Annotated in this window: 26 protein-coding genes; 14 read left to right on the plus strand and 12 right to left on the minus strand. The window is 41.3% G+C overall.

Annotated features, from left to right (window positions below):
• Positions 1-334: 334 nt before the first annotated feature.
• Together BM122_RS15765 and BM122_RS15770 are read right to left on the minus strand one after the other, a co-directional pair.
• On the minus strand, positions 335-787 hold the full coding sequence (locus BM122_RS15765) for a carboxymuconolactone decarboxylase family protein (protein ID WP_074906573.1): 453 nt from the start codon (positions 785-787) through the stop codon (positions 335-337).
• Between the two features lie 691 nt (positions 788-1,478).
• On the minus strand, positions 1,479-1,772 hold the full coding sequence (locus BM122_RS15770; protein ID WP_074906574.1) for a hypothetical protein: 294 nt from the start codon (positions 1,770-1,772) through the stop codon (positions 1,479-1,481).
• Between the two features lie 607 nt (positions 1,773-2,379).
• On the opposite strand from BM122_RS15770, the gene BM122_RS15775 reads away from it, so the two are divergent.
• The 3 genes from BM122_RS15775 (at position 2,380) to BM122_RS15785 (ending at position 4,719) form a co-directional block, all read left to right on the plus strand.
• Entirely contained in the window at positions 2,380-3,108 is a 729-nt protein-coding gene (locus tag BM122_RS15775) for a c-type cytochrome (protein ID WP_143083477.1), read from the plus strand.
• Positions 3,105-4,391, plus strand: coding sequence for a c-type cytochrome (locus BM122_RS15780; protein ID WP_074906576.1), 1,287 nt, complete (start codon positions 3,105-3,107; stop codon positions 4,389-4,391). The genes BM122_RS15775 and BM122_RS15780 overlap by 4 nt, the downstream gene beginning before the upstream one ends.
• Positions 4,392-4,521: 130 nt before the next feature.
• Complete coding sequence (locus BM122_RS15785) at positions 4,522-4,719, plus strand: IS630 transposase-related protein (protein ID WP_218152114.1); 198 nt, start codon at positions 4,522-4,524, stop codon at positions 4,717-4,719.
• Positions 4,720-5,630: 911 nt separating this feature from the next.
• Here BM122_RS15785 and BM122_RS15790 read toward each other — a convergent pair.
• The 3 genes from BM122_RS15790 to BM122_RS15800 all read right to left on the minus strand — a co-directional run bounded on the left by BM122_RS15790 (position 5,631) and on the right by BM122_RS15800 (position 7,797).
• The gene (locus BM122_RS15790; protein ID WP_074906577.1) at positions 5,631-6,086 is read right to left on the minus strand and encodes a VOC family protein; all 456 of its coding nucleotides are present in this window, start codon (positions 6,084-6,086) and stop codon (positions 5,631-5,633) included.
• A gap of 560 nt (positions 6,087-6,646) precedes the next feature.
• Positions 6,647-7,273, minus strand: a complete 627-nt coding sequence (locus BM122_RS21755; protein WP_083398534.1) for a DUF3465 domain-containing protein — start codon at positions 7,271-7,273, stop codon at positions 6,647-6,649.
• Between the two features lie 254 nt (positions 7,274-7,527).
• Positions 7,528-7,797: a type II toxin-antitoxin system RelE/ParE family toxin gene (locus tag BM122_RS15800; RefSeq protein WP_074906578.1), complete on the minus strand. Its 270-nt coding sequence runs from the start codon at positions 7,795-7,797 to the stop codon at positions 7,528-7,530.
• Positions 7,798-8,323: 526 nt separating this feature from the next.
• Between BM122_RS15800 and BM122_RS23460 the strand changes: the two genes are divergently transcribed.
• A complete protein-coding gene (locus tag BM122_RS23460) occupies positions 8,324-8,482 on the plus strand; it encodes a hypothetical protein (protein WP_177198166.1) in 159 nt (52 codons plus the stop codon).
• Positions 8,483-8,516: 34 nt separating this feature from the next.
• On the plus strand, positions 8,517-8,687 hold the full coding sequence (locus tag BM122_RS22590; protein WP_218152115.1) for a winged helix-turn-helix domain-containing protein: 171 nt from the start codon (positions 8,517-8,519) through the stop codon (positions 8,685-8,687).
• A gap of 255 nt (positions 8,688-8,942) precedes the next feature.
• Here the strand turns inward: BM122_RS22590 and BM122_RS15815 are convergent, their stop codons facing one another.
• Entirely contained in the window at positions 8,943-9,407 is a 465-nt protein-coding gene (locus tag BM122_RS15815) for a hypothetical protein (protein WP_074906580.1), read from the minus strand.
• A gap of 372 nt (positions 9,408-9,779) precedes the next feature.
• On the opposite strand from BM122_RS15815, the gene BM122_RS15820 reads away from it, so the two are divergent.
• The 4 genes from BM122_RS15820 (at position 9,780) to BM122_RS22595 (ending at position 14,572) form a co-directional block, all read left to right on the plus strand.
• Positions 9,780-10,523, plus strand: coding sequence for a TerC family protein (locus tag BM122_RS15820; RefSeq protein ID WP_074906581.1), 744 nt, complete (start codon positions 9,780-9,782; stop codon positions 10,521-10,523).
• Between the two features lie 849 nt (positions 10,524-11,372).
• Complete coding sequence (locus BM122_RS15825; protein ID WP_074906582.1) at positions 11,373-12,368, plus strand: YihY/virulence factor BrkB family protein; 996 nt, start codon at positions 11,373-11,375, stop codon at positions 12,366-12,368.
• Positions 12,369-12,819: 451 nt separating this feature from the next.
• The gene (locus tag BM122_RS15830) at positions 12,820-13,590 is read left to right on the plus strand and encodes a spherulation-specific family 4 protein (protein WP_074906583.1); all 771 of its coding nucleotides are present in this window, start codon (positions 12,820-12,822) and stop codon (positions 13,588-13,590) included.
• Between the two features lie 793 nt (positions 13,591-14,383).
• Positions 14,384-14,572, plus strand: coding sequence for a hypothetical protein (locus BM122_RS22595; RefSeq protein WP_143083478.1), 189 nt, complete (start codon positions 14,384-14,386; stop codon positions 14,570-14,572).
• Positions 14,573-14,585: 13 nt separating this feature from the next.
• Here the strand turns inward: BM122_RS22595 and BM122_RS24325 are convergent, their stop codons facing one another.
• On the minus strand, positions 14,586-14,936 hold the full coding sequence (locus tag BM122_RS24325; protein WP_218152116.1) for a hypothetical protein: 351 nt from the start codon (positions 14,934-14,936) through the stop codon (positions 14,586-14,588).
• 157 nt (positions 14,937-15,093) lie between these two features.
• On the opposite strand from BM122_RS24325, the gene BM122_RS22600 reads away from it, so the two are divergent.
• On the plus strand, positions 15,094-15,369 hold the full coding sequence (locus tag BM122_RS22600; protein ID WP_143083479.1) for a hypothetical protein: 276 nt from the start codon (positions 15,094-15,096) through the stop codon (positions 15,367-15,369).
• Positions 15,370-15,448: 79 nt separating this feature from the next.
• Here the strand turns inward: BM122_RS22600 and BM122_RS15840 are convergent, their stop codons facing one another.
• The 3 genes from BM122_RS15840 to BM122_RS15850 form a co-directional block, all read right to left on the minus strand.
• Positions 15,449-15,742 (minus strand): hypothetical protein, encoded by a 294-nt coding sequence (locus BM122_RS15840; RefSeq protein WP_074906584.1) that lies wholly within the window; start codon positions 15,740-15,742, stop codon positions 15,449-15,451.
• A gap of 96 nt (positions 15,743-15,838) precedes the next feature.
• Positions 15,839-16,255 carry a type II toxin-antitoxin system HicB family antitoxin gene (locus BM122_RS15845; RefSeq protein WP_074906585.1) on the minus strand — a complete coding sequence of 139 codons (417 nt, stop codon included), beginning with the start codon at positions 16,253-16,255 and terminating at the stop codon, positions 15,839-15,841.
• Positions 16,252-16,437 (minus strand): type II toxin-antitoxin system HicA family toxin, encoded by a 186-nt coding sequence (locus BM122_RS15850; protein ID WP_074906586.1) that lies wholly within the window; start codon positions 16,435-16,437, stop codon positions 16,252-16,254. The genes BM122_RS15845 and BM122_RS15850 overlap by 4 nt, the downstream gene beginning before the upstream one ends.
• Positions 16,438-16,791: 354 nt before the next feature.
• On the opposite strand from BM122_RS15850, the gene BM122_RS26190 reads away from it, so the two are divergent.
• From BM122_RS26190 to BM122_RS15870, 4 genes are all read left to right on the plus strand, one after another.
• The gene (locus BM122_RS26190; protein WP_371264936.1) at positions 16,792-16,974 is read left to right on the plus strand and encodes a BRO-N domain-containing protein; all 183 of its coding nucleotides are present in this window, start codon (positions 16,792-16,794) and stop codon (positions 16,972-16,974) included.
• Between the two features lie 46 nt (positions 16,975-17,020).
• Positions 17,021-17,257, plus strand: coding sequence for a hypothetical protein (locus BM122_RS15860; protein WP_074906587.1), 237 nt, complete (start codon positions 17,021-17,023; stop codon positions 17,255-17,257).
• A 228-nt stretch (positions 17,258-17,485) separates the two neighbouring features.
• Positions 17,486-18,328, plus strand: a complete 843-nt coding sequence (locus BM122_RS15865) for a hypothetical protein (protein ID WP_074906588.1) — start codon at positions 17,486-17,488, stop codon at positions 18,326-18,328.
• The gene (locus BM122_RS15870) at positions 18,325-18,702 is read left to right on the plus strand and encodes a hypothetical protein (RefSeq protein ID WP_074906589.1); all 378 of its coding nucleotides are present in this window, start codon (positions 18,325-18,327) and stop codon (positions 18,700-18,702) included. The genes BM122_RS15865 and BM122_RS15870 overlap by 4 nt, the downstream gene beginning before the upstream one ends.
• Positions 18,703-19,158: 456 nt before the next feature.
• Here BM122_RS15870 and msrA read toward each other — a convergent pair whose 3' ends face one another.
• Both msrA and BM122_RS15880 read right to left on the minus strand, forming a co-directional pair.
• Positions 19,159-20,499: a peptide-methionine (S)-S-oxide reductase MsrA gene (msrA, locus tag BM122_RS15875; protein ID WP_083398535.1), complete on the minus strand. Its 1,341-nt coding sequence runs from the start codon at positions 20,497-20,499 to the stop codon at positions 19,159-19,161.
• Between the two features lie 451 nt (positions 20,500-20,950).
• Positions 20,951-21,436, minus strand: coding sequence for a glutathione peroxidase (locus BM122_RS15880; RefSeq protein WP_074906590.1), 486 nt, complete (start codon positions 21,434-21,436; stop codon positions 20,951-20,953).
• Positions 21,437-22,388: the final 952 nt, after the last annotated feature.

Raw genomic sequence — 22,388 nt, forward strand, 5'->3', positions numbered from 1 at the left:
TGGTTTAGATTTATCCGTTAAGTGGGTTGGGTTTGAGAAAGCCCGCGAATTACTCCATCGTTAAAAATTACGGATCACCAGCTCGGTGCGTTGTCCGCGTCCTTGCTGCCCACCCAGTTTTTGTACCTCACCAAAAAAGCATTATCGCCTAAAAAGGCTTGTTGCACCTTACAATGACTGACACCTTTTTTACACTTATTTTTCTTGATTCGTGATCTGATCCTATTCTGAGATTCTGAGTGCTCTATTCTGTATTCAATCCCTACGGCATAATGGACAGCTCAACGTCTGAATTAAGCTGAGCAGCGGCTTCAGTTTGAATAGTTAGCCATGCTCACGCCTTCACAGGGTAGCGGCTGGAAATGGCAACGCGATTCCAAGCATTGATGACTATCGAAAGCCACTCGATAGCCGATATTTCATCCTTTGATAGATTGGCCGCTGCTTGCTCATAGACGGCATCTGACACTTGCCCGTTAGTAATCAATGTAATTGCTTCCACCAGTGCCAATGAGGAGCGTTCCTTTTCAGTAAAATACTCAGTTTCCCGCCAGGCTGGCAAGACACTTATGCGGTCGCTTGATTCGCCACTGGATAGGGCATCTCGAGTATGCATCCTGACACAGAACGCGCACTGGTTGAGTTGGGATGCGCGAAGGCGCAACAGATGTGCGAAGCCAACCGGCATGCCTGCGGACGCAATGACCTCAGTCGATAGCTTCTCAAGGTTCATGACTGCCTGATAAAGCGCTGGAGCAGATTTACCAAGATTAATTCTTTCAGACATAAAAATCTCCTTACTTGTATGCATAAGGCTAACGAATAAGCTTACCAGTCCGGCCGCTCATTACTTGCGAATAACGACGAGCCAGCGAGCAGCGGAAAATGAATTATGCGGCCGTGCCAATGGCGGAGCAGAAAGTTACCGGATAGCGTGCCTCAGTGGTACATTTTTACTCTGCTATTTACACATCTTAGCAGATAACCAGGGAGAAAAATCAGCGTGTTTTGTGACAAGGAACCAAGATCATGAGAATGAGCTAGTTAATCTATTTGGTAGCAATCATGGACTAGATTCATTCGGAACCAAGAGGCACTATACCTTACAAGAGTCTGCAGTCTAAAATTGAAGGCTTGCATCGGTATCTACCAACCGCAAACTCTCTAATGATTAAACAAATAGATGAGTCATGTCACGATCTACGAGTTCGATGCTCTGATTCTACGAGTTCGATGCTTTGATTTAACAAGAGGCAGACTGCGAGATTAATGAGGAGCTGTAGAAGGCGCCTGTCAGATATTCATGTAGTTATAAGAATAGTATTTGCATACTGACGAGTAAGGCGCCGTAGCTTGGTTGCGACTAACCTAACGACGTGGCAAGAGAGCCATGAAGGTGACTAGCTTCCTTAGAGTCATTCTTGCCCTTGATTATTCTACTCTACTTCAGTAAACACAAAAGCAGCGATAGTGTATTTTCATTGGTCATTTGCTTTTTGCCAAACCCCAACAATACCCGCTCCACTTGCAGACGAGAGAATTACAGCTTTCCCTATATCGTTTGTTGATATTTTGGCTTCTTTAACTTTACAAATACAACCCTCAGTATATTCACCCATTGCAACCATCCCAACAAGTTCCATCTTCCATTTTGAACATATTTCTACACATTGTTCGGGGCCACCACTAATTTTGGAGCTACCTGTAAATGAAGTTGCACAGCCAACGAGAAATAACGCTTGAATCGACAGTACTATTACTGACTTTTTCATCACATTTCTCCTTATTTTAAGAACTAGTTAAGAGCCAGTTTTCGAAATAACACAAATATATTTATTCCCCACAGCGCAGAATAAAATCATGCTGGATAATTTTCAATATATCTCAAAGTTTTTTGATGCTCAATTGATATTTCAACATACTTAACGTGATCTAATCGGCCCCAGGTCACTGGGTCAAATTTTTTATACCGGTAGGAGAGAATTGTTGCTGGGCTTTGTTTGGAAAAAGTAGGCGATCACAAAGGCGCAAGCCAATAGCGTGTCAGATGCTGCGATACCTCACCAATATTATAGAGTGGAGGGTTTGAAGGGTTTAGAGAGTTTAATCCCACCTGTTTCTATATAGTCATAATATAATTTTGATAAAAAACTTTAAATAAAGAAATGAGGGTGGATTTGAGTAAGTGATGAGGTGTTATTATGAAAAACTAATTTTCTTGATGATTATTTCGATCCTTGGTTTTATGACACCAAGTAAGAAACTTACTCAATATGTTGTATTTATTGGTTGAATTCACCATACTATACCTTACTTTGCTATTACTTTCCTCTTGGATGCTTTATATAGAAGAACAGGTAGAAAATAAATGGTGATAATATGATATGGACTGCTCCGCTCGTTTTTTTATTTTTTATACAATTCGCTGCAGCGACAGGTATACCGCCAGTCAACGCTCCCGATACAATGGCGGAACGCGTAAAAGCATGCATCACTTGCCACGGTCCGGAGGATAAGAAAGGTAGAGATGCGTATTACCCACGTATCGCTGGCAAGCCGGAAGGTTATCTTTTTAACCAGCTACGAAATTTCAGAGATGGTAGGCGTCATTATCAACCCATGGCTTGGCTACTGAAAGGTTTGCCTGATCAATACCTGCGGGACATGGCTGCATATTTCGCTTCGCTGAAACAGATTTTTCCTCCACCCGAGCCGATGAGTTCTTCTTCCGCCGACATCGAACTGGCCCGTAAGCTTATTGCTCAGGGCGATCCTGCCCGAGAAATTCCCGCGTGTGTTGAATGCCATGGAAATGATTTAATGGGAACAGCGCCTTTCATCCCTGGGTTGCTAGGCCTGCCACGTATCTACATAATCGCCCAATTTGGTAGCTGGCAGAATGGCGGTGTGATGCGGGGCCAGACCTCTGACTGCATGTCAGAAATTGCAAAACAGCTTACTGCCGCGGAGGCGAATGTCATAGCAACTTGGTTGGCTGCACAGCCGGTTTCGGAATCACTCCTCAAGCGGGAGCATTCTGCAGTCCTCTCTGAAAAGATGGCTAGACGTTGCAGCAGTATTGTCATGCAACCCCCCGAACTGCAATGAAGCGCTCTGTCATCGCCGCTGCGATTGTCGGGTTATGCCTCGCTGTATTTCTGGTTTCGATCGGTTTTTCTCCTGTGAGTAAAAAGTCTACAGTGGCAAAGCCAGAAGATAACATTGGGAAACAACAGGCACAGCAAGCACGAGGCGCTTATCTTGCACATATCGGCAATTGCATGGGGTGTCATACTAGACAAGGCGGGCAGCCCTACGCTGGAGGACACATCCTGGAGACGTCCATCGGAACATTCGTAACCCCTAATATTACACCTGACCAGGAAACCGGTATTGGTCTCTGGAATGAGGAGGATTTCTGGCGGGCGTTGCATGAAGGTAAGGGACGCAATGGCGAGCTTTTGTATCCGGCTTTTCCATACACGGAATATACAAAAATCACTCGCGAGGACTCCAATGCAATTTTCGCCTATCTTCAATCTCTCCCGCCCGTTCAACAACACAATCCACCGAACCGGATCCATTTCCCTTTTAATTTCCGCCCACTCATTTATATCTGGCGAGCCCTTTACTTCGAGCAAGGTATTTATCAGCCTGAAGCTGGAAAGAGTGATGAATGGAACCGGGGAGCATATCTGGTGCAAGGACTCGGACATTGCAATGCCTGCCACACTACTCGGAATCCGCTGGGTGCAAGCCAGGGCGAAATTCTGGGTGGAGGACAGCTCATGGGATCTAACTGGTATGCGCCATCCCTGACTTCGCTGCAAGAAGCAAGCACTTCCGATTGGCCGAGCCATGAAATCGTTCAACTACTCACGGTAGGCTTGTCATCCCGTGCGATCACAACAGGACCGATGGCAGTTGTCGTCAGTCAAAGTCTTCAGCATTTATCAAAAGATGATGCGCACGCTATGGCAGTTTATCTGCAGTCTTTACCTAAGACCGCTCCACACTCAAGGGGAATCGCTCCTGAGCTTACGGAGGAGGTCGACAGACAACTCCAGCATGGCAACAAGATCTACGAGACACACTGCCAAGATTGTCATGGAAGTTTTGGGCAAGGCGCACCAGGCGCATACCCTCCACTGGCGGGCAACCGCAGCGTCACACTAGCATCTCCGATTAACGTGATTCGTAGCATTCTGTACGGCGGTTACGCACCAGTCACAGCAAGTAATCCACGTCCTTACGGCATGCCGCCGTTTGCACACATCTTGAATGATGAAGAGATCGCGTTAGTTTTGTCGTATATCCGTAATGCATGGGGTAATCGCGGGAGCATAATCACTTCAGTCCAAGTCGATAGAAGCCGGAAAGGCGCGCAATGAGATATATCATAACTAGATAATTATAATGGAAGGCATGGTATATTCGTTGGATTTTTTCAGTAAAGCCCTGTCTCTCCAAGAAAAGGAAGGGCTTAGAATAACTGAGGTCGCGACCTGATTTGATGTTGGCATGGCAAGCGTGACGCGCTGGGTTAAGAACATCCATCGCAAACCTCAAGGGTCTCGCAAACGCAAGATTGATCTGGATGTATTGCGGCAGGAAATTACCGATTATCCCGATGCCTATCAGTACGAGCGAGTAAAACGTTTGGGAGTAGCGCAGAACGCTATTTTTCCTGGCGCTCAAGAAGCTTGGCATAACTTATAAAAAACCCTGAAGCATCCCAAAGCGATTGGTCCCGCACGGTGTATCTTCCAGGAGAAGATTGCCGCTTATGAAGCCGCAGGCCGGGTCATTGTTTAAATTGATGAAAGTGGGTTTGTACATGATGCGCCGCGTACCCATGGCTATGCACCCGCTGGCGAGAAATACCATGTGACACATAGGGGAGAATATCTAGTCGAGCGCGATTCGGATTTTGTACTTTGCAACAATGCAGTAAACCAAACTGTAGGCGCAAGCTCATTCATGCCACGTTGAAAGGGCTCTAATCCCATTTCTAAATCAAAACTGACTTTGTCGGCTTCACCTTGCCGTATTATTTATACTGTCTGCGGTTCGCCTTCGCGTCATTTTTGATTTAGAAATGGAATAATTTCATCATCGCGCTAAATTTCTTCAGTTCGGCTTCATCGTCGATACTTGGAATTGGGCTATACATTGTATCCCGATGGGCAGCGGTTAGCTTGGGTAGATAGATCTTAAGGTTAAGATTGAGGCTATCACGGAAGCTGCTCAGCAAATCTGTAAATCACCGGTCGGTTGTAACCATGACTACCCAGACCCCTGAATATCCGGTTGTACTTGAACGCAAAGATGAACAATAACTGCCTCATAAGGACGGAAGTTGGTTGATACAACAGCACGATCTCTAATGCGGGTTTATTTCATAACGCTGCATTGTACTCTGCAATTTGATTGTTCGTCATTTGAGGTTGATTCAGCTTAACCAAAGTAAAAAAATAAGCCGGTTTCAGAATTAAGTTATTAATTAATTCATTATGTTGTCAAACTTGATAAGTGAGTGATCAAAAATGAATTATTTCTAATTGAAGTATTGGATTTTGCCATCTATTTTAGGGAACACTTCTAAAATATTTTATTAAATCCCGGAACACTTAACTATTTTCATTTTTTTTAGGTCCTAAACCTCTTGCATTCAATTCAGCCAAAGCTTGCTCAGTTTTTTTCAGATGACCGAGCCCCATACCCTGCAATACATGGTCAGCTTTTGTATATTGAATATTGATATAAGTAGTTATTTCCACTCGATTTCCCCAAGGATCAAGAAAATCAAGAAAAGGACCTTTTAAAAGTTTGATACCCATCTGTTCAAGTGTCTGCCTTACTAATTCCTTATTATCTACCGCTATACCAATGTGTCGCTTTTGATCAGGCTGTCTATTATCATTTTTTGTAAAATTGATAAATTGATCCCCAAAATAAATAAAAGCTTGCATCTCATTTTTTTCATGAACTTCGAAATTCAAGAAATTGCCATAAAATTTCAATGCTTCATCAATATTTCCAACTTCTAATGCCACATGATTTATGCCTATTGCGTTTGCTTTCATAGATTTGTCTTATCTTAAAATATTTGTCAATATATTCTGGAGAGTATTATTTAGTATATGGGGTATCTCACGGTGAGACTGCAACCTCGTATCTTCATATCTATCTATTAGAACTAAAAATAACTAAAAGATTTTTTTAACCGGCAATTTTATTTTTTTGTCTTAAGTTGGAACACTATATGGAGCACATGCTATTAAATTCTGATTCTGGAGGCATATATGAATTGAATCTGAAACTCGTAATGAAAGCCGAGCTTTACGTTTATTCATATCATATTTTTATGAAATAAACGTGACAAATCTGATGAGAATCAGCGAAGATTAGGGAGCACTGACGGGTGTGATATTAATATAAACAGTTAGTTATAACACCTGTTAATCCGCAGGTCCCAGGTTCGAGCTCTGGTCGGGGAGCCGTCTGTGTGTAACTTACTGTTCTATAAAAAAATTACTAGGCATGCCTGATAAGCATGCTGGAGTGAACGTTGGACTTATACTTTCGGGTCGGATAGTTAAGCATACGAAGCCCATTTTTCAATATTGTTACTACTCACACAAAGTCATTGATAGATAACATTTTTATGAAATATCCAGCCACTCACATGAATTTTTTCGGGATCATGATGCGTCCAGTGGATGACTCCACCTTTATCATTCCATTCGTATTCACCATAAAATTCAATTTTGTCATTTAGGGATAACGCAAAAATTCTTGGTGCTACATCTATATTATGAGTGATCAGTAGAGTCTGCTTTGATTTCAATTCAATGATAAATCTCTGATGACGACTACCATCAAGATCATCCGATAAAATGGAAATGACAACACCTGTTCCATAAACTTGTACATTACTTTTGCCATTTGCAAAAAGTTGAGCTAATAATTCATCGCTATCAGCTTCTAATTCAACATAATCAGAAATTATTCCCGCTCTTAACAATCCATTAAAAACATTTCCATAGACATAGACTTCCTCACCTTTGGTGCCGATATAGTTGCCGGTGGTGGGATAGTAGCGGACTAAATACTCATCAAGAGTAGTAGTAGTAGTCACGCCGGCAGGGCTAAAATACCCAGGAGAAGAAGCCTCAGCAAAATTAAATAAGTTATTGCTATTGATTAAAGAATTCTCAGCAGAAGATATTCCTGAAATTAATACCAGCAGCAGTAAAGTAATACATCTCATAGCTATCCGTTAATTCCCAGTATGGTTTATTCACCAAAAATAAAAGATACAATTTCTTAGAGCATGTATGTAAAACAATAAGCTCAGTAAGCTTGTTACGGCAGTTTTTTATGATTCTGTATTATTTCAATGGACACAACAGCTTTGCTATACGGTAATATTCTTCACTTTCATCTAATGTTTTGTAAACACGTTCTTTAGCCATTATTTTTATAATTCTTCCAATATTCTTTAGTTTTTTTGATATCACGGCTTTAGCTATCTTTATCACCGCCATATAATAGAATGACGATGTTATCAGCATCTTCACCAAAATAAACACGGTATCCAGAACCAAAAAACATTCGTAATTCTGAAGTACCTTTTCCTACTGAATCATAGTCACCATAGAGTCCTTCTCCAAGTCGCCGTATACGTGTTCTGATCCGTTGTTGGTTCTTTTTGTCTTTTAAACTCGGGTGGGCGCCAATGTGTTCATCTGAACAAGAGATTAAATGAACGCAGAACCAGCGACACTTACCCAAGACGACTCACTCTCTATTCAAACCTTCTGCTCAAGCTAATTGTCACTGCTGCTAAGGACGAAATCAGCCTCAACGTGATACCAGGAATGGGTCGGCCAGGCATAGTTTAGATTTATCAGGCAATTGAATTGAGTTTAGAAAAAAACCGTGCAATGCATCGTCATTAAAAGTTACGTGTTACCAGCTTGATGCGTGGTCCGCTTCCTTGCTATCCATACCTCGGTGTAGTTGGACCACCGGCTGCATTATTAGTCCTTTGAATATCTCGCGCATCGCCGAGATATAGTTAATGGATATAATCATCTTGCCCTTGAGCGTTCTTGCCAGTTTTGCTAGCTGAGCATACTGTTCCAGCCCAAAATCTACATCATAGCTTTCGCTTCTCCAATAAGGGATTCACAATAAAATAAATATATCCCTGGTTTTACTTACGTGAACACGCTTGCTATGCCAAATGCTCAATATAAGTTCGCGAAAGCTACAAGTGTGCGTGGCTTTGCTCTCCCTCCAAGTGCGGCAAATTGAGATGGGGTGGGGTAGGAGTGATAGTACCGAAGTTCTAGCTGGCTACTATGTCATCGAAAGCCAGCTTCTGCAAATAGGAGAAGTGGACGGCGCGCTGGATATCAGTGAACTTTTCCCCTGGCGTTTGAAGTTTTGTTGGAAGCGGCTCAAGGCGTCGTAGTGGTTGTTCCTCCACTTAAAGAGAAAATTGGGAAATGACTGGGAGTAGCACACTATCAACAGTTTATCGAATGCTGGATCGCCATGGTTGGCGTAAACTTTCGTCTGATACTGCTCATCCTCAAGGAGATACTGTGCTACTCGAGAGTTGGAAAAAACTTAAAGAGCGGCTAGATAAAATGGGAGTTGTATGGAGCAATCATTGACCACCCCGTTTGATGTTCGAGAATGAAGCCTGCTCTGCGGCTCACATTCGCGTCATTTTTGATTTGGAAATGGAATAAAACAGTATCGGGCGGCAAACCGAAAAGAAATTATGAAAGTATAGTAGCTAGCACCTGCGGATATGGCTACCTATGTGAAATGTCAACAGGCCCTAGTTAAATTTTAAGATCAAATAGGCTTGACCACAAAATTGTGACAATACGCCAGACAATTATTACTGACATACAAACGAGTGTCTATTCTGATTCAGCAAATTCTACCGAATAGTTCCAAACTAACTTCCCCTCTATAGTCTGATTCGAATAGAAAGAAACCTCTTTTCTGAAATCTCTAGCTTGTTTGGGTGGAATATGAACATAGATATATTCATTCTTTTCTAAAATAACAATGCAATCATTATTATTCGCACATTCTTTAGCAGTAATTTTTAATTGAGTGCCATTCAAAGTGAATTTCTGAGAGTTATTGATTATACGTCCCGTCATTTCATAATGACTATTTGAGGGCTTAAAAGAAATATTTTTCAATACCAGCTCTGAAGGCGAAATTCTGTTTTTAGATTTGTTCTTTTCATACTCTTGATACTGCCAAAATATCAAACCCACCACAACACCTAGCAAAACAAGAAACCCTGCCAATTTTCTAAATCTTACTGATACTATGAGCAAAATCAATATAATAATTCCCGCTAGCCATTTCATAATCTACCTCTTCTAATCTCGTCTTGAAAATAACATTTTTTGAAAGATTCATCTGTGCTTTTGACAATACAGTGGATTACCAGTACATTTATTCTGGCTTACAATGATGTTTACGTATTATGTATTTTTATTCCATTTCTAAATCAAAACTGACTTTGTCGGTTTCACCTTGCCGTATTATTTATACTGTCTGCGGCTCGCCTTCGCGTCATTTTTGATTTAGAAATGGAATTAGAAAGCAGTTCTGTTGAAAAACGTCATGAAATCGGACAGAGTTGAACTGCTGATATCAGTCTAAGTCTCAATGAACAATCAACACGAACATTGTTAGCAACAGTTCATAATCGTCAAAAATAAGAAGGGGAAACCTTGATGTTTGAATGGCTAGCAAGTCCTGAAGCTTGGATAGCTTTAGGCACATTAACTGCACTAGAAATTGTTCTTGGAATCGATAACATTATATTTATCTCCATACTTGTCGCGCGTCTTCCAGAAAATCAACGTGCGTTTGCCAGAAGAATGGGGCTTGGCTTTGCCATGATTACGCGCTTAGCCTTGCTATTTTCAATTTCCTGGGTAATGGGATTAACTGCACCGTGGTTTACATTGCTTTCATATGAAATTTCAGGTCGCGATATAATTCTAATCGGAGGCGGTTTGTTTCTGCTGGCCAAAGCTACACATGAAATCCATAATAGCTTAGAAGGGCAAGAAGAACCTGATCGTTTGATTGTCGTCACCAGCCTGGGAATGATGCTGCTTCAGATTGCCGTGTTGGATATTGTGTTCTCATTGGATTCAGTCATCACGGCAGTTGGCTTGGTTGATCATCTTTCTCTCATGGCAATTGCTATTATTTTGGCAGTATTGGTAATGTTACTAGCGGCAAAGGCGATCGGTGATTTTGTAGATGCACATCCTACGGTTAAAATTCTCGCTCTTTCCTTCCTGATTTTAGTGGGCGTCACGCTCATATTGGAGGGGTTCGACATCCATGTGCCAAAGGGCTATATTTATTTTTCAATGGCATTTTCAGTCTCAGTGGAGATGCTCAATCTTCGTATGCGGAAAAAACGGGTGGAGCCTGTCAAACTCCACAAGAAAATTCCTGAATAGCTGGGATGGGATATTGGTGGCAAACAAGAAAAATTTTTTGATAAGGCATTAATTTGTAGTTCTACTACATTATTTTTAAAAAATATACAGAGCTAATGATTTGTTTTTTCTTGAAGTGGGGATTAAACCTGTAGAGATTAAATCAAAATACCTGCTTATCGTGCATCTATATATTAAGAAGTTATTTTAATTGCCCTATTATTGTAAAAATAAAACGTGACAAATCTCACGGTTATTGGCAAGTGTTGGCAAGCATTAGCGGGTATATATTTAATAAAAACAGTTTGTTATACACCTATTAACCCACAGGCACCAGGTTCGAGCCTTGGCCGTATAGCCATAAATATCAATAGGTTACATTAATATAAACTTTGTACTGATATAGGACACCTTTAAAAATTCATATTTCGTCACAATACTTCGTTGTTCACAAAAAATGTTTCCTTACCTATCAGTTATAGGCTGCGCCAACATTTTTTGTTCTCGCCTTGTCTTGTTTAGAACTCTGAATTTTTAGAGGCGCCCTATGGTATTAACCTTATAGCAGTCTGAGCGCAAAAACAAAATCCAATAGCAAGCTTGAGGTTGTACCCTTTCCTGCATTGCCATTTAAATTACTTTTTCCTTGTGCGTAAGCTAGCTGTAAACAACTATCATTAAGACCAGCTTGAATACTTCGCAAGTATAAAAATCAACTAAACCTTTGAGATAAATAACAAAGTAAATTAATAAATTATTTTTAGATAAATTAAAAATTTTGAATTTTTCATGAAATCTGAAATCCTAAGTTTTAAAAAACCATCTCATCGAAGAATTTTTTAGAATTTTATTATTTACTTATTCGTGATAATGAAATTAACACTAAAGAACGCATGGCCTGTAATTAAACAGGCCTTCTCTGAATTCATGGAAGTCAATGTACTGAGAATGAGTTCATCGCTTGCTTTTTATACCTTGTTTGCACTGGCTCCTATGTTCATCGTGATTATAACGATCGTGCAATTTTTCTTCGGTGCAGAAGCTATAGAAGGAAACCTTTATCCACAACTTGCTGAATTGATAGGTTCACAAGCAGCAACTCAAGTAGAAGAAATGATCAAAAATGCTGCTATTTCTAAAAGTAGCACATTATCAACTACCGTTAGCGTGATTATACTTTTGTTCTTAGCCACCGGAGTGTTTGTTGAAATTCAGGAGTCCATTAATTATATCTGGCGTTTAAAAGCGAAGCCCAAAAAAGGTTTTATAAAACTCATTGTTAATCGTCTATTAAGCTTCTCAATGGTTGTTTCATTAGGATTTATTCTGCTGGTATCCCTGATGTTAAATGCTGGATTGGAATTGCTAACCGGCAATTTACAAAAAATGTTTCCTACGATTACAGTCTATTTCACCTATTATCTTAATCTTATTGTAACTTTTATTGTCATTACTTTTATATTTGCTTGTATATTCAAGATCCTGCCAGATGCCAAGATTAGATGGAGAAATATTATTGCTGGCGCCATAACCACTGCTATACTTTTTATGATAGGGAAATCTGTTATTACTTGGTATTTATCTAACAGTGATATAAGTTCCGCTTACGGGGCAGCGGGCTCCATCGTGATCATTATGCTTTGGGTATATTATTCAGCCATTATCTTGTACTTTAGCGCTATCCTTACAAGAATTTATGCTCAAATCTCAGGTTATACAATTTATCCAACTGAATATGCAGTTTTTATCAAAGAAGTTGAAATTGAAAATAAAGAATCCCTACAAAGCCAACCCGACACTAAAAAAATAAAAACTGAAGTCCAGAATGAGGTTATGCAAAAGGAAAAAAAGGATAAAACTCAATAATAAGTTGCCTTTAAAGTATTCAATCTTTTCAGATTTATTATTATCATGTTGAGCAGGTCCTCGATTTTTTGCATCCAATTCTCTGCTAGCGCTTGATTACTTTTTTAAGATGACCTACCTCTTCCCCGCAATACATTGTCAGCTTTTGTAGATTGAATATTGCTATAAATTGTAATTTTGACTTGGGTTTTCCTAGAGTATAAATTTCCGCTCAATTTGGTGCTGTTTTGCGCTTTATTTTGAATTGTCGTTTGATTTTTCAGATAGCGGATAGGGATTGTATGCAATAGCATTATTGATGACCTATTTGTTATATCTTAGCATTCATGCACAACAAGAAAATGCTCGTTTGAGCTGGATAGGGATTTATTTTTCGTGTATCCTCTTTTTTCTCCCAAGATCAGTGTAGAAACTCGGTCTATTACGCCTTACTTTATAGGATATATTCGACATGAGCATAAAACACTTTATTTTGCTTTCTGTAGTTTATTTTTCAGTAATGTTCGGTACGCTCGTCCACGCTGCCAATCTTTTTATTCCAGCATATTTCCATCCATCTAAACAACCGATTTACTGGAGTCACCTGGCTGAGGCAGCTCAGATGGTATCTACCGCCGTCATTGTTAACCCACATAACGGGCCTGGAACAAGCATTGAACCTAGTTTTGTTAACGCAATTGACCGGGTTCGTGAAGCTGGAGGAAAGGTCATTGCTTACGTACACTCCAGTTATGGTGATCGCCTGATGAACGATATTTTCAAAGACATTGATAGTTACATAGCTTTCTATGCGATTGACGGTTTTTTTATCGATGAAATGACCGCAGATGGCACGGATGAAAACATCAGGTACTACGAGGCAATATATAACTATATCAAGGACAAAAGCACTCATTATTCGGTAACGGGGCACCCAGGGGTAGTACCCGATGAAGTTTATTTAAGCAAACCCGTCGCTGATAATTTAGTGGTATTTGAAAGTAGCGTAAGAAGTTACGTAAACTTTCAGCCAGAGCAATGGCAACGTAATTATTCGAAGAGCAGATTTATCCACATCGTATATAACGCAAACTTGCAACAAATGACTCAGGCGTTCAGTGAGGCTGACGAGAACCACGTTGGAAATCTGTACATAACCGATGACAGGCTTCCCAATCCTTATGATAGTCTGCCGCATTATGGTGCAGAGGAGCTTGAGAGGTCATTCGTAACACCGAAGTAGTAAAGATTCTCCCGCTCAAGCTAATCATCGCTGCTGTCAATGATTAAATCGACCTCGACGTGATAGCCAGGAATGAGTTGGCGAGCCGTGGCTTAGATTTATCCGGCAAGTAAATTAGCTTACAAACCTTAAAGACAATATTCGGCTGGTAAGGATTACGGGTTTTATTCGTGTTTATAGATATTCACACGTTTTCTCTAAGTGGAAAATATATTTATCCATTCCACAATCACAGCTTGAACGAACATCTGTATGTTTATTGTTGTTGGGTATAGGAAAAATAACCGCTCTTTTTCATAGAAAGGTATATGAAAGCAGAAAGGATGATAAAAACATTGCCAAGTATGCGGTTATAAAATTTATGATCAATTGGCAACGCCAGTTGATGAGATCTTGACTATTTCTTGATTTTTCAGATGAAAAAGACACAGAGAGGACACTCAACCCAGATTAAATTAGGTTGAAAGTAGAGTGCCTGGAATGAGATAGCATCAAAACAATTAAAGGCTTGTTGTGTTGTTTCTCAAGGCGGCACCCGGGCGGGCATTCGCCGCGGTTTCAGGAGAAGAAATAGGGTGCAGGTTGGCCTCCCACGTGCGCATAGTTGGCCACGACGAGGCGGTTGCAAGGTAGGGAGAGCTACCTCCATCCGGTGCACTCACGGCGGGCTCTGGGGTACGCTCTTAATGAGCGCTTCCCGGCCATGCCTCTAACTCGACTACGCTTTATGTTTCAATATCACCAACTGGGCCATCGGTCATGTAGCCAGGGATAACCTTGAGGTATTTCTTCGGTGACGACAGCGATTCTCTGCTCGTCAGCTCTATCAGCAGGCAAAACTTGTATCATCATGCTGGATTGGAGTGTTATTTACGGGGGGGTTCTCCGTACTTTTGCAGAAGAAGCTATCGACATGAATCAGGACAAGCCTGCGCTACTTTTGTGGATCGGTTGGAATCGGTTATTAGGCGTATTTCGATAAGTCGCTCGCACGGTTACGCTAGACCCAGAAATCCGACGGTCCGGGCTATGACGACAACTCCCATAAGTATCCAAAAAATGTTTAGGAGTGTGTATGCCGCATCTTTGCGTAAAAACGCGCACCATGTGAGAAGAAGGGAATCAAGAGTATTGATGGCCCAGACAAACATGAAAGGACTCTCCGGGCCGAGCCAACTGACCAGAGTGAAGTTAGAAATTCGCATAATAACTCCAATCATTTCTAAGGTTTTTATGTGATTAATAATAAAAGCATTCATGCTCATCAATTTATCAATTCGGTTATTGTGCTTGTAATTCGTCGCTTGGCTGCCATTTGGGAATTGCCCTGAACTATTTTCTTGCATTTACCTAGAAGCCTACATGTGATCCCCGCATCATGCAACTTAACCACCCAGCTTGGCGATGGGCTAAGGAATTATGTTTTGTTGCAGAAATGTTGGTTTCTATTACTTATTATTAAATTATTTTTGCTTGTGGAAAAGATAGGCTTGAGATAGCGCTATGTCAATATGTAGTAAACATAGCTGCCGCTGCGAGGTGCAGTTGCCCCATCTCTCCATAGTTCGTGGAATGAATGGGATACAGGTTGGACCTCAGAGCACGCATATTTGGCCAGGGAAGACGTTTGGTTGGGAATGTGGTCGCGAGCCGCCCCCTCATCTGATTTTCTCGGGCTTTATTAAGCAATTTTGTGTCTTTTCTGCCGGCTTTATCGTCTGTAATACTCACTATTGGGTTGGGGTGGTATTCAAAAAAGCTTGGAATAAACTTCCATAAATCATTATTTTACATGCGGGAGTCAAGAATAGGAGAATCCCAATGAGCGATTCTCAAAAGGATGATCAGGATGCCGCTCTTAACGCGGCAGAGCTATTAACTCGAATCCGTAACCTCGAATCAACGCAGCCTTGTACTGCGCTCTTAATCGTTCTTTCAACTTTGAAACAGCGGAAGGAGTTGTTACAGAGACGTCCAGGATCTCTGTTAAGTGATATCCATAATTTATCAAAGCAGAACGAGCCAGTGTCAGAGCCTCTTCCAGAGATTGCGCAGCAATGAAAATGATTGCACTAACATCAACAACATATTCGCCATTAGTTGAGGCTTTTATGTGTAATGCTTCTGCGGTAACTAAGTATATCTCTTTCATGGTTTCTCCTTTGTTGTTAATAGTTTGGTTTAACTATCTATTCAGCCAGCATAGGGGAAAACACTTATTACAACGCTCTTGCTGCGCTTGCCAACATCATTCAAACGACAAAACCAGCTTTTTTCCAAGTACAGAAGCCATTTTGTCAAGCTGCTTGAGGGATGGCCAATGATGAGGATCTTCGAGACGTTGGGCAGCAGGCCAAGAGGTCTCCAAGGCGCGCGCTATTTTGGCAAGCGAACGATCGCCACGTACCCAACGGATCAGCAAAGCGGATTGTATGCGTGCATCAGGCGCGATGTGGTAGGCATCTTTGACATTCTCACTGGGGCGTGGAATTTCACGCCCATCCTCAAGATATATTTCAAGGAGCGTAGTCAATACCTCTGCGCCGTTAAATATACATTCATCGATTGTTTCACCTTGCGTAAATGCTTCTTCAAGATCGAGGAATTGCACAACATAGCCGGAAGGTTGTTGCGGTTCAAATACTGCTGGATAACATGCATTCATTGTAGTTTTACTCCTGTCTGTTTTTCAATCTTAGTCACCAATCCTTTGGCAAGGTCGGTGGTGCCATGAACTGGAACCGGAACAATCTTGCCGTTTTTGCCCATAATTTGGTGGCTGCCATTGATACGTTTAAATCCCCAGCCTTCAGATTCAAGTATCTTGATGATTTGTTTTGTGTTCATTTTTTAGATGATATATCTATATTGATATATTATAAAAGGATATCTAAGAATTTGACAATCACTACTATACTGGTTTATCCATCCGCTCAGGTGTTCAAAACATCTCCTGTAGCGGATAACCCCGCGCCCGTCAGTCGTGGTTTTTTTGCGTCCATACATTTCCCATGGCCGAGTGTTGGGCTAATAAAAGACCTGCTGAGACAGGAAATACGCTAGCCGTCTACAGGCGGTTTTGAGCCCTCAGCCACCCACTCAAAATGGGTGAATTTCAAAATAACCTGTAGAAGGCTAATCATGGCTGCTTAATCTAGTGGCGCATTTGCGCCTATCATTTTCTCGTTCCAATCAACCAACATCCGCACCTTTCTTGATGACCATGGTAATCTATGGTTTTGCACTAAGGATGTTTGCGAAGTTTTAGGCTATACAAACTATAAGATCATTGCCGTGAAAAGGGGGCATCGGAACGATACCCCCTTACCGAAGGGAGCAAACAAATGCTTGCCTTCATCCATTAAGGCAACCTCTACCGCATAATCACTCGCTCCAAAAACCAGAAACGGAAAAATTTGAAGAAATGGTCATGGATGAAATCCTCCCGACCATTCGCAAAACTGGAAGTTATCACCACATACCTATCTTACCTAATCAACTCGAAGAACGCATACAAAAGCTTGAGGCGAAATATCAACCAATCGATCTACCCGTTTGGACGCACCCAGGTGATCAACGCAAATTTGAAGCCGCCTGGCAGATTATCAAGGAGCTCAAGGATTGGTCCAATACCCATACCTTGAGAAATAGGCGGCCCGCTCTATGATGCGCTCAACCAGCTTTTTATCACCATGATCGCAGGCTGGACGTGGACGGAAGTTGACAAAGCTATCCATGCCATCAACAGCGGACTATTTCATCTGAGTAGGTGGAATGGGAAGGGGAAATAAGAATGAATAAGAATATGAATCAGCAAATCGATTTCCAGCAAATCGTACGTGCTGCGCTGGGTCAATCGTTGATTTTGCTCGGGAGGTAGTCACCGGGTGGCAAAGTGGATGGGCGCGAATATAAGTCGCTGAATCCTACGCGATCAGATAGCAAGATCGGTTCATTCTCGGTCAATCTCGATACTGGGAAGTGGGAGGATTTTGCCACAGAAGATACCGGCATGGATTTTATTAGCCTGAATGCATATCTTAATGGAATATCCCAACTTGATGCCGCTAAGAAGATAGCAGTCCAAGCTGGGATAAGGCTCAATAGCGTTGATCATTGTAAGTCATTTATTATGACAAAAAAGTGGGAGATAAAGCAGAATGGGTTCCGGTGTCACCAGCACCAGAATGAGGTGTCTGCTTCACCAGGGGCTCACCTTGTGCGTGGTCGTTCTCAAATGCATTGGGATTATTTCGATGCTGATGGCAAGTTATTCAGCGTTGTGCATCGTTTTACTACGTCCGATGGCGGCAAGGAGGTATTGCTTTGTGTCTATGCGCGACATAGCAAAACAGGTAAATACGAATGGCGCTGGATGGCTTTTCCCGAGCCGAGGTCGCTTTATGGGCTGTATGAGCTGGCACAGTCTCTTGATAAGCCGGTATCGCTGGTTGAAGGCGAGAAGTGCGCAGATTATGCGCATGATATCCTGAGAGATAAATTTGTTTGCGTCACCTGGTCGGGTGGAACTAATGCAGTCGATAAGGTCGGTTGGTCGCCATTGGTGGGTAGGCTAATTTACGCCTGGCCGGATGACGATGCGAAGCGGCATAAACTAAGCAAAGAGGAAAAAGAAGCGGGAGTTGATCCAGCCAGCAAATCGTTGTTGCCTGAGAACGAGCAGCCCGGTACCAAGGCAATGCTGCGCGCCTATGCGTTGATGAGATCACGCAGATGATCCTGAATGCTAAGCCGGTTGGAATCACGCTGGCTGATGAAAAACCAGCCAGCAAGCCGCCAAGGAAAGCAAAAACAAGACGCAAGAAGACTACCGGGTCGCCGGAAGAGGAACAACGTACGGTGCTGGATCGCTTTGCATTGATTTACAGTACTGAGACGATATATGACATTGATACTGCGTTGATTATGAATATCTCGGCTATACGCCTGGCGTTCGGCAAGAGTTGCGTGGATTGGTGGCTGACGCATAAAGAACGTCGGATGACCAATTCGGATCAATTGGTATTTGATCCGACCGGCAAGTATCAGCTGTCAGCGATCAATCTATTCCGTGGTATTGAGATGTGCCTAAACCGTGTGTTTTCGGGCTGATTATGGAGCTGTTGCAGCATTTATGCGAGGAGTTAGCCGAGAGCGATCAAGGTGTGTTAGAGGTGGTGGAGTGGGTCATTAGATCAAACTTAGGTGAGCTTGAGCTCAAATCAAGTGCAATGGTTTCTGCATAATTTATTCAAAAACCTTGCACTTAAAAAGTGATTTTTACGATATTCTCATGGGAAACAATTGTTTATATTTTCTGAGCAAGCTCTACATATGATTAATCATCAACGATCGTTGATTTGCTAAGGAGATTTTTTCAAGAATGGCGAGAAACTTGATGATAGATTGGGCAAATTATTGTGCTGACGGGCCTTTAGTAGCTGCATGACTAGCCACAACATGGAAAGAGCATATGCTCCACAGGCTGAGAGATTTTGGATAGAGACCATTTCAGAAAATCAGCATAACTCACGAAGATAAAATAGGACAGAATACGATGTTTCTCAATCAATCTGGAATGAATTTCAGAACATTACCGTTGATACAATAGCGCTTGAAGCTGGGTGGTGGACCATCGGTAAATACGTGGCCAAGATGAATACCGGAGCTTGCGCTGCGAACTTCGATCCGCTTCATGCCATGCGAATTATCCTCATGGAGCGTGACAGATCCCTCTATGGGATCAAAGAAGCTGGGCCAGCCAGTTTTGCTATCGAACTTCGTTTTGCTAAGAAAAAGGGTAGCACCTGTAATGGGATCAACAAATTTCCCGGGACGTTTTTCATCCAAAATGGTAGCAGTAAACGGTGGTTCGGTGCCTTGCTCAAAGGCAATCTTCTGTTGTTCCGGCGATAATAACTGAAAGCCTAGCCATTTCCAGAAATTTGATTGTTCCCCGTTATATCCCGTGTATCGGCTAACTTCTTTGCCGTTTCTGAACAGCACAATGGTGGGAGCGGCAAATAGCGGTTTTTCCAGTGTCCAATCGGCAGGTGGATTGGTATTTATCGTTGCAATGACGGGAACCTCTGCTTGCCAGCGGTTTAAAATATCTTTGTCAAACAGTTTGCAGAATTCACAATTTTCAGCTTCAAATATGACCAATTGCTGTGGAAAGTTTAAATCTTTGCCATTGAGCATCTTCTGGCGACCAGTCATTGCTTCACTACTTAAAGGGCCATCTTGTGCAGTTTTGTCGCCAGATATGGGGTATTTTACTCCCGTGCCGCCGAGGCCGCAGTATCCACTGGGATTCTTCTTCAGATAGTCTTGATGGTATTCCTCGGCTGTGATGTAGTTTCTCAGTGGCAGGATCTCGGTTGTAATCGGACCGAGACCAGCGGTTTTTAGCGCTTGCTGATAAACTTTTTGTGTTGCCAGTGCTAGTTCTTTCTGGGCTGCGTCATGATAATAAATTGCACTTCGATAATTGCTGCCAATGTCATTACCTTGACGGTCACCCTGCGTTGGATTATGGTTTTCCCAGAATTTTGCTAACACGGTTTCCAGTGTTACTTTCTCTGGATCGAAAGTTACCTTAATTACTTCGGCATGGTTTCGTCCTGTAGCCTTATCTGCGCGAAGCGCCTTCTCATGATTCAATATCTGCTGGTAGCCAACACCCGAAAAATCACCGCCTGCGTAACCGCTTTCTACATCAGTAACCCCCGCAATCTCGCTCATACGCTTCTCTGCACCCCAGAAGCAGCCCATTCCTAAAACAATATAATCTGTCTTTGAACTGGTATTTTGATTTGATTTTAAAGGGCTGGATACCACAGTTTTCTCCATCGTAAATGATGCCATAACAATTAATAAACTTAATGTTGCCACAATAATAGTTTTCATGATTTATCTCTGATGCCTAATTTTGATAAATTTTCGAAAATTTGAGGATTGCTTCAATTCGAGTTTGGAATAGAAATTGCCGTCCAGATCTTGCATATCTGCTAGTTGGTAGCTTGCCTGAATTACTCATTGCAAGCAATTATTGTCAATATGCTGTAGTGCGATGAACGTAGATTAATTTCATTTCTAAATCAAACCTAGCGTTGTCGGCTTCCCCTGACCGCATTATTAATGCTGTCTGTGCTCGCCTTCTCGTCATGCTTGATTTAGAAATGAAATAACTCGCCTGAAGCAGCAGAAATGCTGCAAAATTTTTCAGTATCTACTTACAAATTGTGCCGGGATGAATTGAATTTCCAGTCAGTTATCCATAAATCAGCCAATTAGATCAGCTCTCGGTACATTCAGTTCCCGTGAAAGAGATGGTTATTTTTTTCCTACACCTGCTCAATTATAGTAGTGATTTAATTTCTTTTTCTAGCTCCGCAGGCGTCGTTTTCGGGGCAAAACGTTTAACGATTTGGCCATTGCGATCAACTAAAAATTTAGTGAAATTCCACTTAATCGCTTCTGTTCCTAAAATGCCTTTTTGTTTGGTTTTTAGATACTGATAAAGGGGGTGAGCACTTTCACCGTTTACTTCTATCTTGGCAAATAAAGGAAAAGTAATATCATAATTTAGCGAACAGAAGTTTTTAATTTCTTCATCATTACCAGGTTCTTGTCTGCCAAATTGATTGCATGGAAAACCTAAAATTTCCAATCCTTTTTCTTTATATTGTCGATATAACGCCTCTAAGCCTTCGTATTGAGGAGTAAAACCACATTGACTGGCAACATTGACGATCAGTAATACTTTGCCTCGATACTTATCAAGAACCATATCACTGCCATCATTTTTCTTTACTGAAATTGAATAAATTGTTTTTGTTTCCATTGTGTCCTCCTTTCTTTCAGTTGATTACAGTCGATGGTGATGGGAGCAATGGTTCATGCGTTGCATATGCAAGTGAATACTACGGGCATTAGCTATAGAGTTTGGATTTGTTGTCATAGTTTGTCACTTTCTATCCGTAACTAACAAATGGGGCCGGATAGCATCACCAGTTTTCATTTATCACAATGAGTCAGCTGATTGCTTATTCATCAATTAAAAGGCCGTTGTGAATTTGACTGCTCCAACTACTATTCATTAAAACTTATGGGTCTATTGCGAGTTGGACGGTAATCATCGATACAGAAATTTGCATCCTTAAAATAAATCATAATCTCTTAAAAGATTATATGATCTTACATAGAATGAGTGCAACTTCGTCGTAATAATATATGGCGCATAATCAATGATATACATCTGTAATAATAACTTTATCTTTAATTGTATCCCTACTCAGGAGAAGATTAAACGATTTCCGGATTGTATTTTCTGTTGGTCTCTTGATCTCTTTTAATGGGTAATTACTTATGCCAGGCAGTGATAAATTAGATGTCTGAAAATATCTTTAGTTTTAAATTCTGAAAGCGCAGCGTTTTTAGCTAGTCCGGATAATTAGCATCTATCTTTTGATCCTAAATTAGCTATAAATAATAAGACAAAGCAGCAGGGTAGTTATGTACTTTTCAGCTATTGAATATCAATTTTCTTTGCTATAGCAGCCAGAATTCTATTGCTCTTTTTTTTTTATAAGATATTATTTAATCATCAGTATATTATTTGCATACAGCTAGGGTCTGTTGACGTTTTAAGGTAAGTATTTCATAGATAAAAACCAACTCGTAATATTGAATTTCCTATACCCCCAACAAAACGAGTTTGCGATGCCACGATGGATGCTTAATGATGAGTTCTGGTCGAAGCTGGAGAAGATTTGGCTTCAAGAAGCGATTGATAA

The organism is Nitrosomonas communis, from assembly GCF_900114745.1.
GTDB lineage: Bacteria > Pseudomonadota > Gammaproteobacteria > Burkholderiales > Nitrosomonadaceae > Nitrosomonas > Nitrosomonas communis_A.

Excerpts from the sequence above, each read along its gene's own strand:
- BM122_RS21755 (WP_083398534.1), bottom strand. The coding sequence starts at position 7,273 with ATGAGATGTATTACTTTACTGCTGCTGGTATTAATTTCAGGAATATCT.
- BM122_RS23460 (WP_177198166.1), top strand. The coding sequence starts at position 8,324 with ATGGGGTGGGGTAGGAGTGATAGTACCGAAGTTCTAGCTGGCTACTAT.
- BM122_RS15815 (WP_074906580.1), bottom strand. The coding sequence starts at position 9,407 with ATGAAATGGCTAGCGGGAATTATTATATTGATTTTGCTCATAGTATCA.
- BM122_RS15850 (WP_074906586.1), bottom strand. The coding sequence starts at position 16,437 with ATGAACACAAAACAAATCATCAAGATACTTGAATCTGAAGGCTGGGGA.
- BM122_RS15780 (WP_074906576.1), top strand. The coding sequence starts at position 3,105 with ATGAAGCGCTCTGTCATCGCCGCTGCGATTGTCGGGTTATGCCTCGCT.
- BM122_RS15830 (WP_074906583.1), top strand. The coding sequence starts at position 12,820 with ATGAGCATAAAACACTTTATTTTGCTTTCTGTAGTTTATTTTTCAGTA.
- BM122_RS24325 (WP_218152116.1), bottom strand. The coding sequence starts at position 14,936 with ATGCAAGAAAATAGTTCAGGGCAATTCCCAAATGGCAGCCAAGCGACG.
- BM122_RS15845 (WP_074906585.1), bottom strand. The coding sequence starts at position 16,255 with ATGAATGCATGTTATCCAGCAGTATTTGAACCGCAACAACCTTCCGGC.
- BM122_RS15825 (WP_074906582.1), top strand. The coding sequence starts at position 11,373 with ATGAAATTAACACTAAAGAACGCATGGCCTGTAATTAAACAGGCCTTC.
- BM122_RS15765 (WP_074906573.1), bottom strand. The coding sequence starts at position 787 with ATGTCTGAAAGAATTAATCTTGGTAAATCTGCTCCAGCGCTTTATCAG.
- msrA (WP_083398535.1), bottom strand. The coding sequence starts at position 20,499 with ATGAAAACTATTATTGTGGCAACATTAAGTTTATTAATTGTTATGGCA.
- BM122_RS15770 (WP_074906574.1), bottom strand. The coding sequence starts at position 1,772 with ATGAAAAAGTCAGTAATAGTACTGTCGATTCAAGCGTTATTTCTCGTT.
- BM122_RS15820 (WP_074906581.1), top strand. The coding sequence starts at position 9,780 with ATGTTTGAATGGCTAGCAAGTCCTGAAGCTTGGATAGCTTTAGGCACA.
- BM122_RS15870 (WP_074906589.1), top strand. The coding sequence starts at position 18,325 with ATGATCCTGAATGCTAAGCCGGTTGGAATCACGCTGGCTGATGAAAAA.
- BM122_RS15840 (WP_074906584.1), bottom strand. The coding sequence starts at position 15,742 with ATGAAAGAGATATACTTAGTTACCGCAGAAGCATTACACATAAAAGCC.
- BM122_RS22600 (WP_143083479.1), top strand. The coding sequence starts at position 15,094 with ATGTCAATATGTAGTAAACATAGCTGCCGCTGCGAGGTGCAGTTGCCC.
- BM122_RS15880 (WP_074906590.1), bottom strand. The coding sequence starts at position 21,436 with ATGGAAACAAAAACAATTTATTCAATTTCAGTAAAGAAAAATGATGGC.
- BM122_RS15775 (WP_143083477.1), top strand. The coding sequence starts at position 2,380 with ATGATATGGACTGCTCCGCTCGTTTTTTTATTTTTTATACAATTCGCT.
- BM122_RS15860 (WP_074906587.1), top strand. The coding sequence starts at position 17,021 with ATGGATGAAATCCTCCCGACCATTCGCAAAACTGGAAGTTATCACCAC.
- BM122_RS15785 (WP_218152114.1), top strand. The coding sequence starts at position 4,522 with ATGGCAAGCGTGACGCGCTGGGTTAAGAACATCCATCGCAAACCTCAA.
- BM122_RS22590 (WP_218152115.1), top strand. The coding sequence starts at position 8,517 with ATGACTGGGAGTAGCACACTATCAACAGTTTATCGAATGCTGGATCGC.
- BM122_RS15790 (WP_074906577.1), bottom strand. The coding sequence starts at position 6,086 with ATGAAAGCAAACGCAATAGGCATAAATCATGTGGCATTAGAAGTTGGA.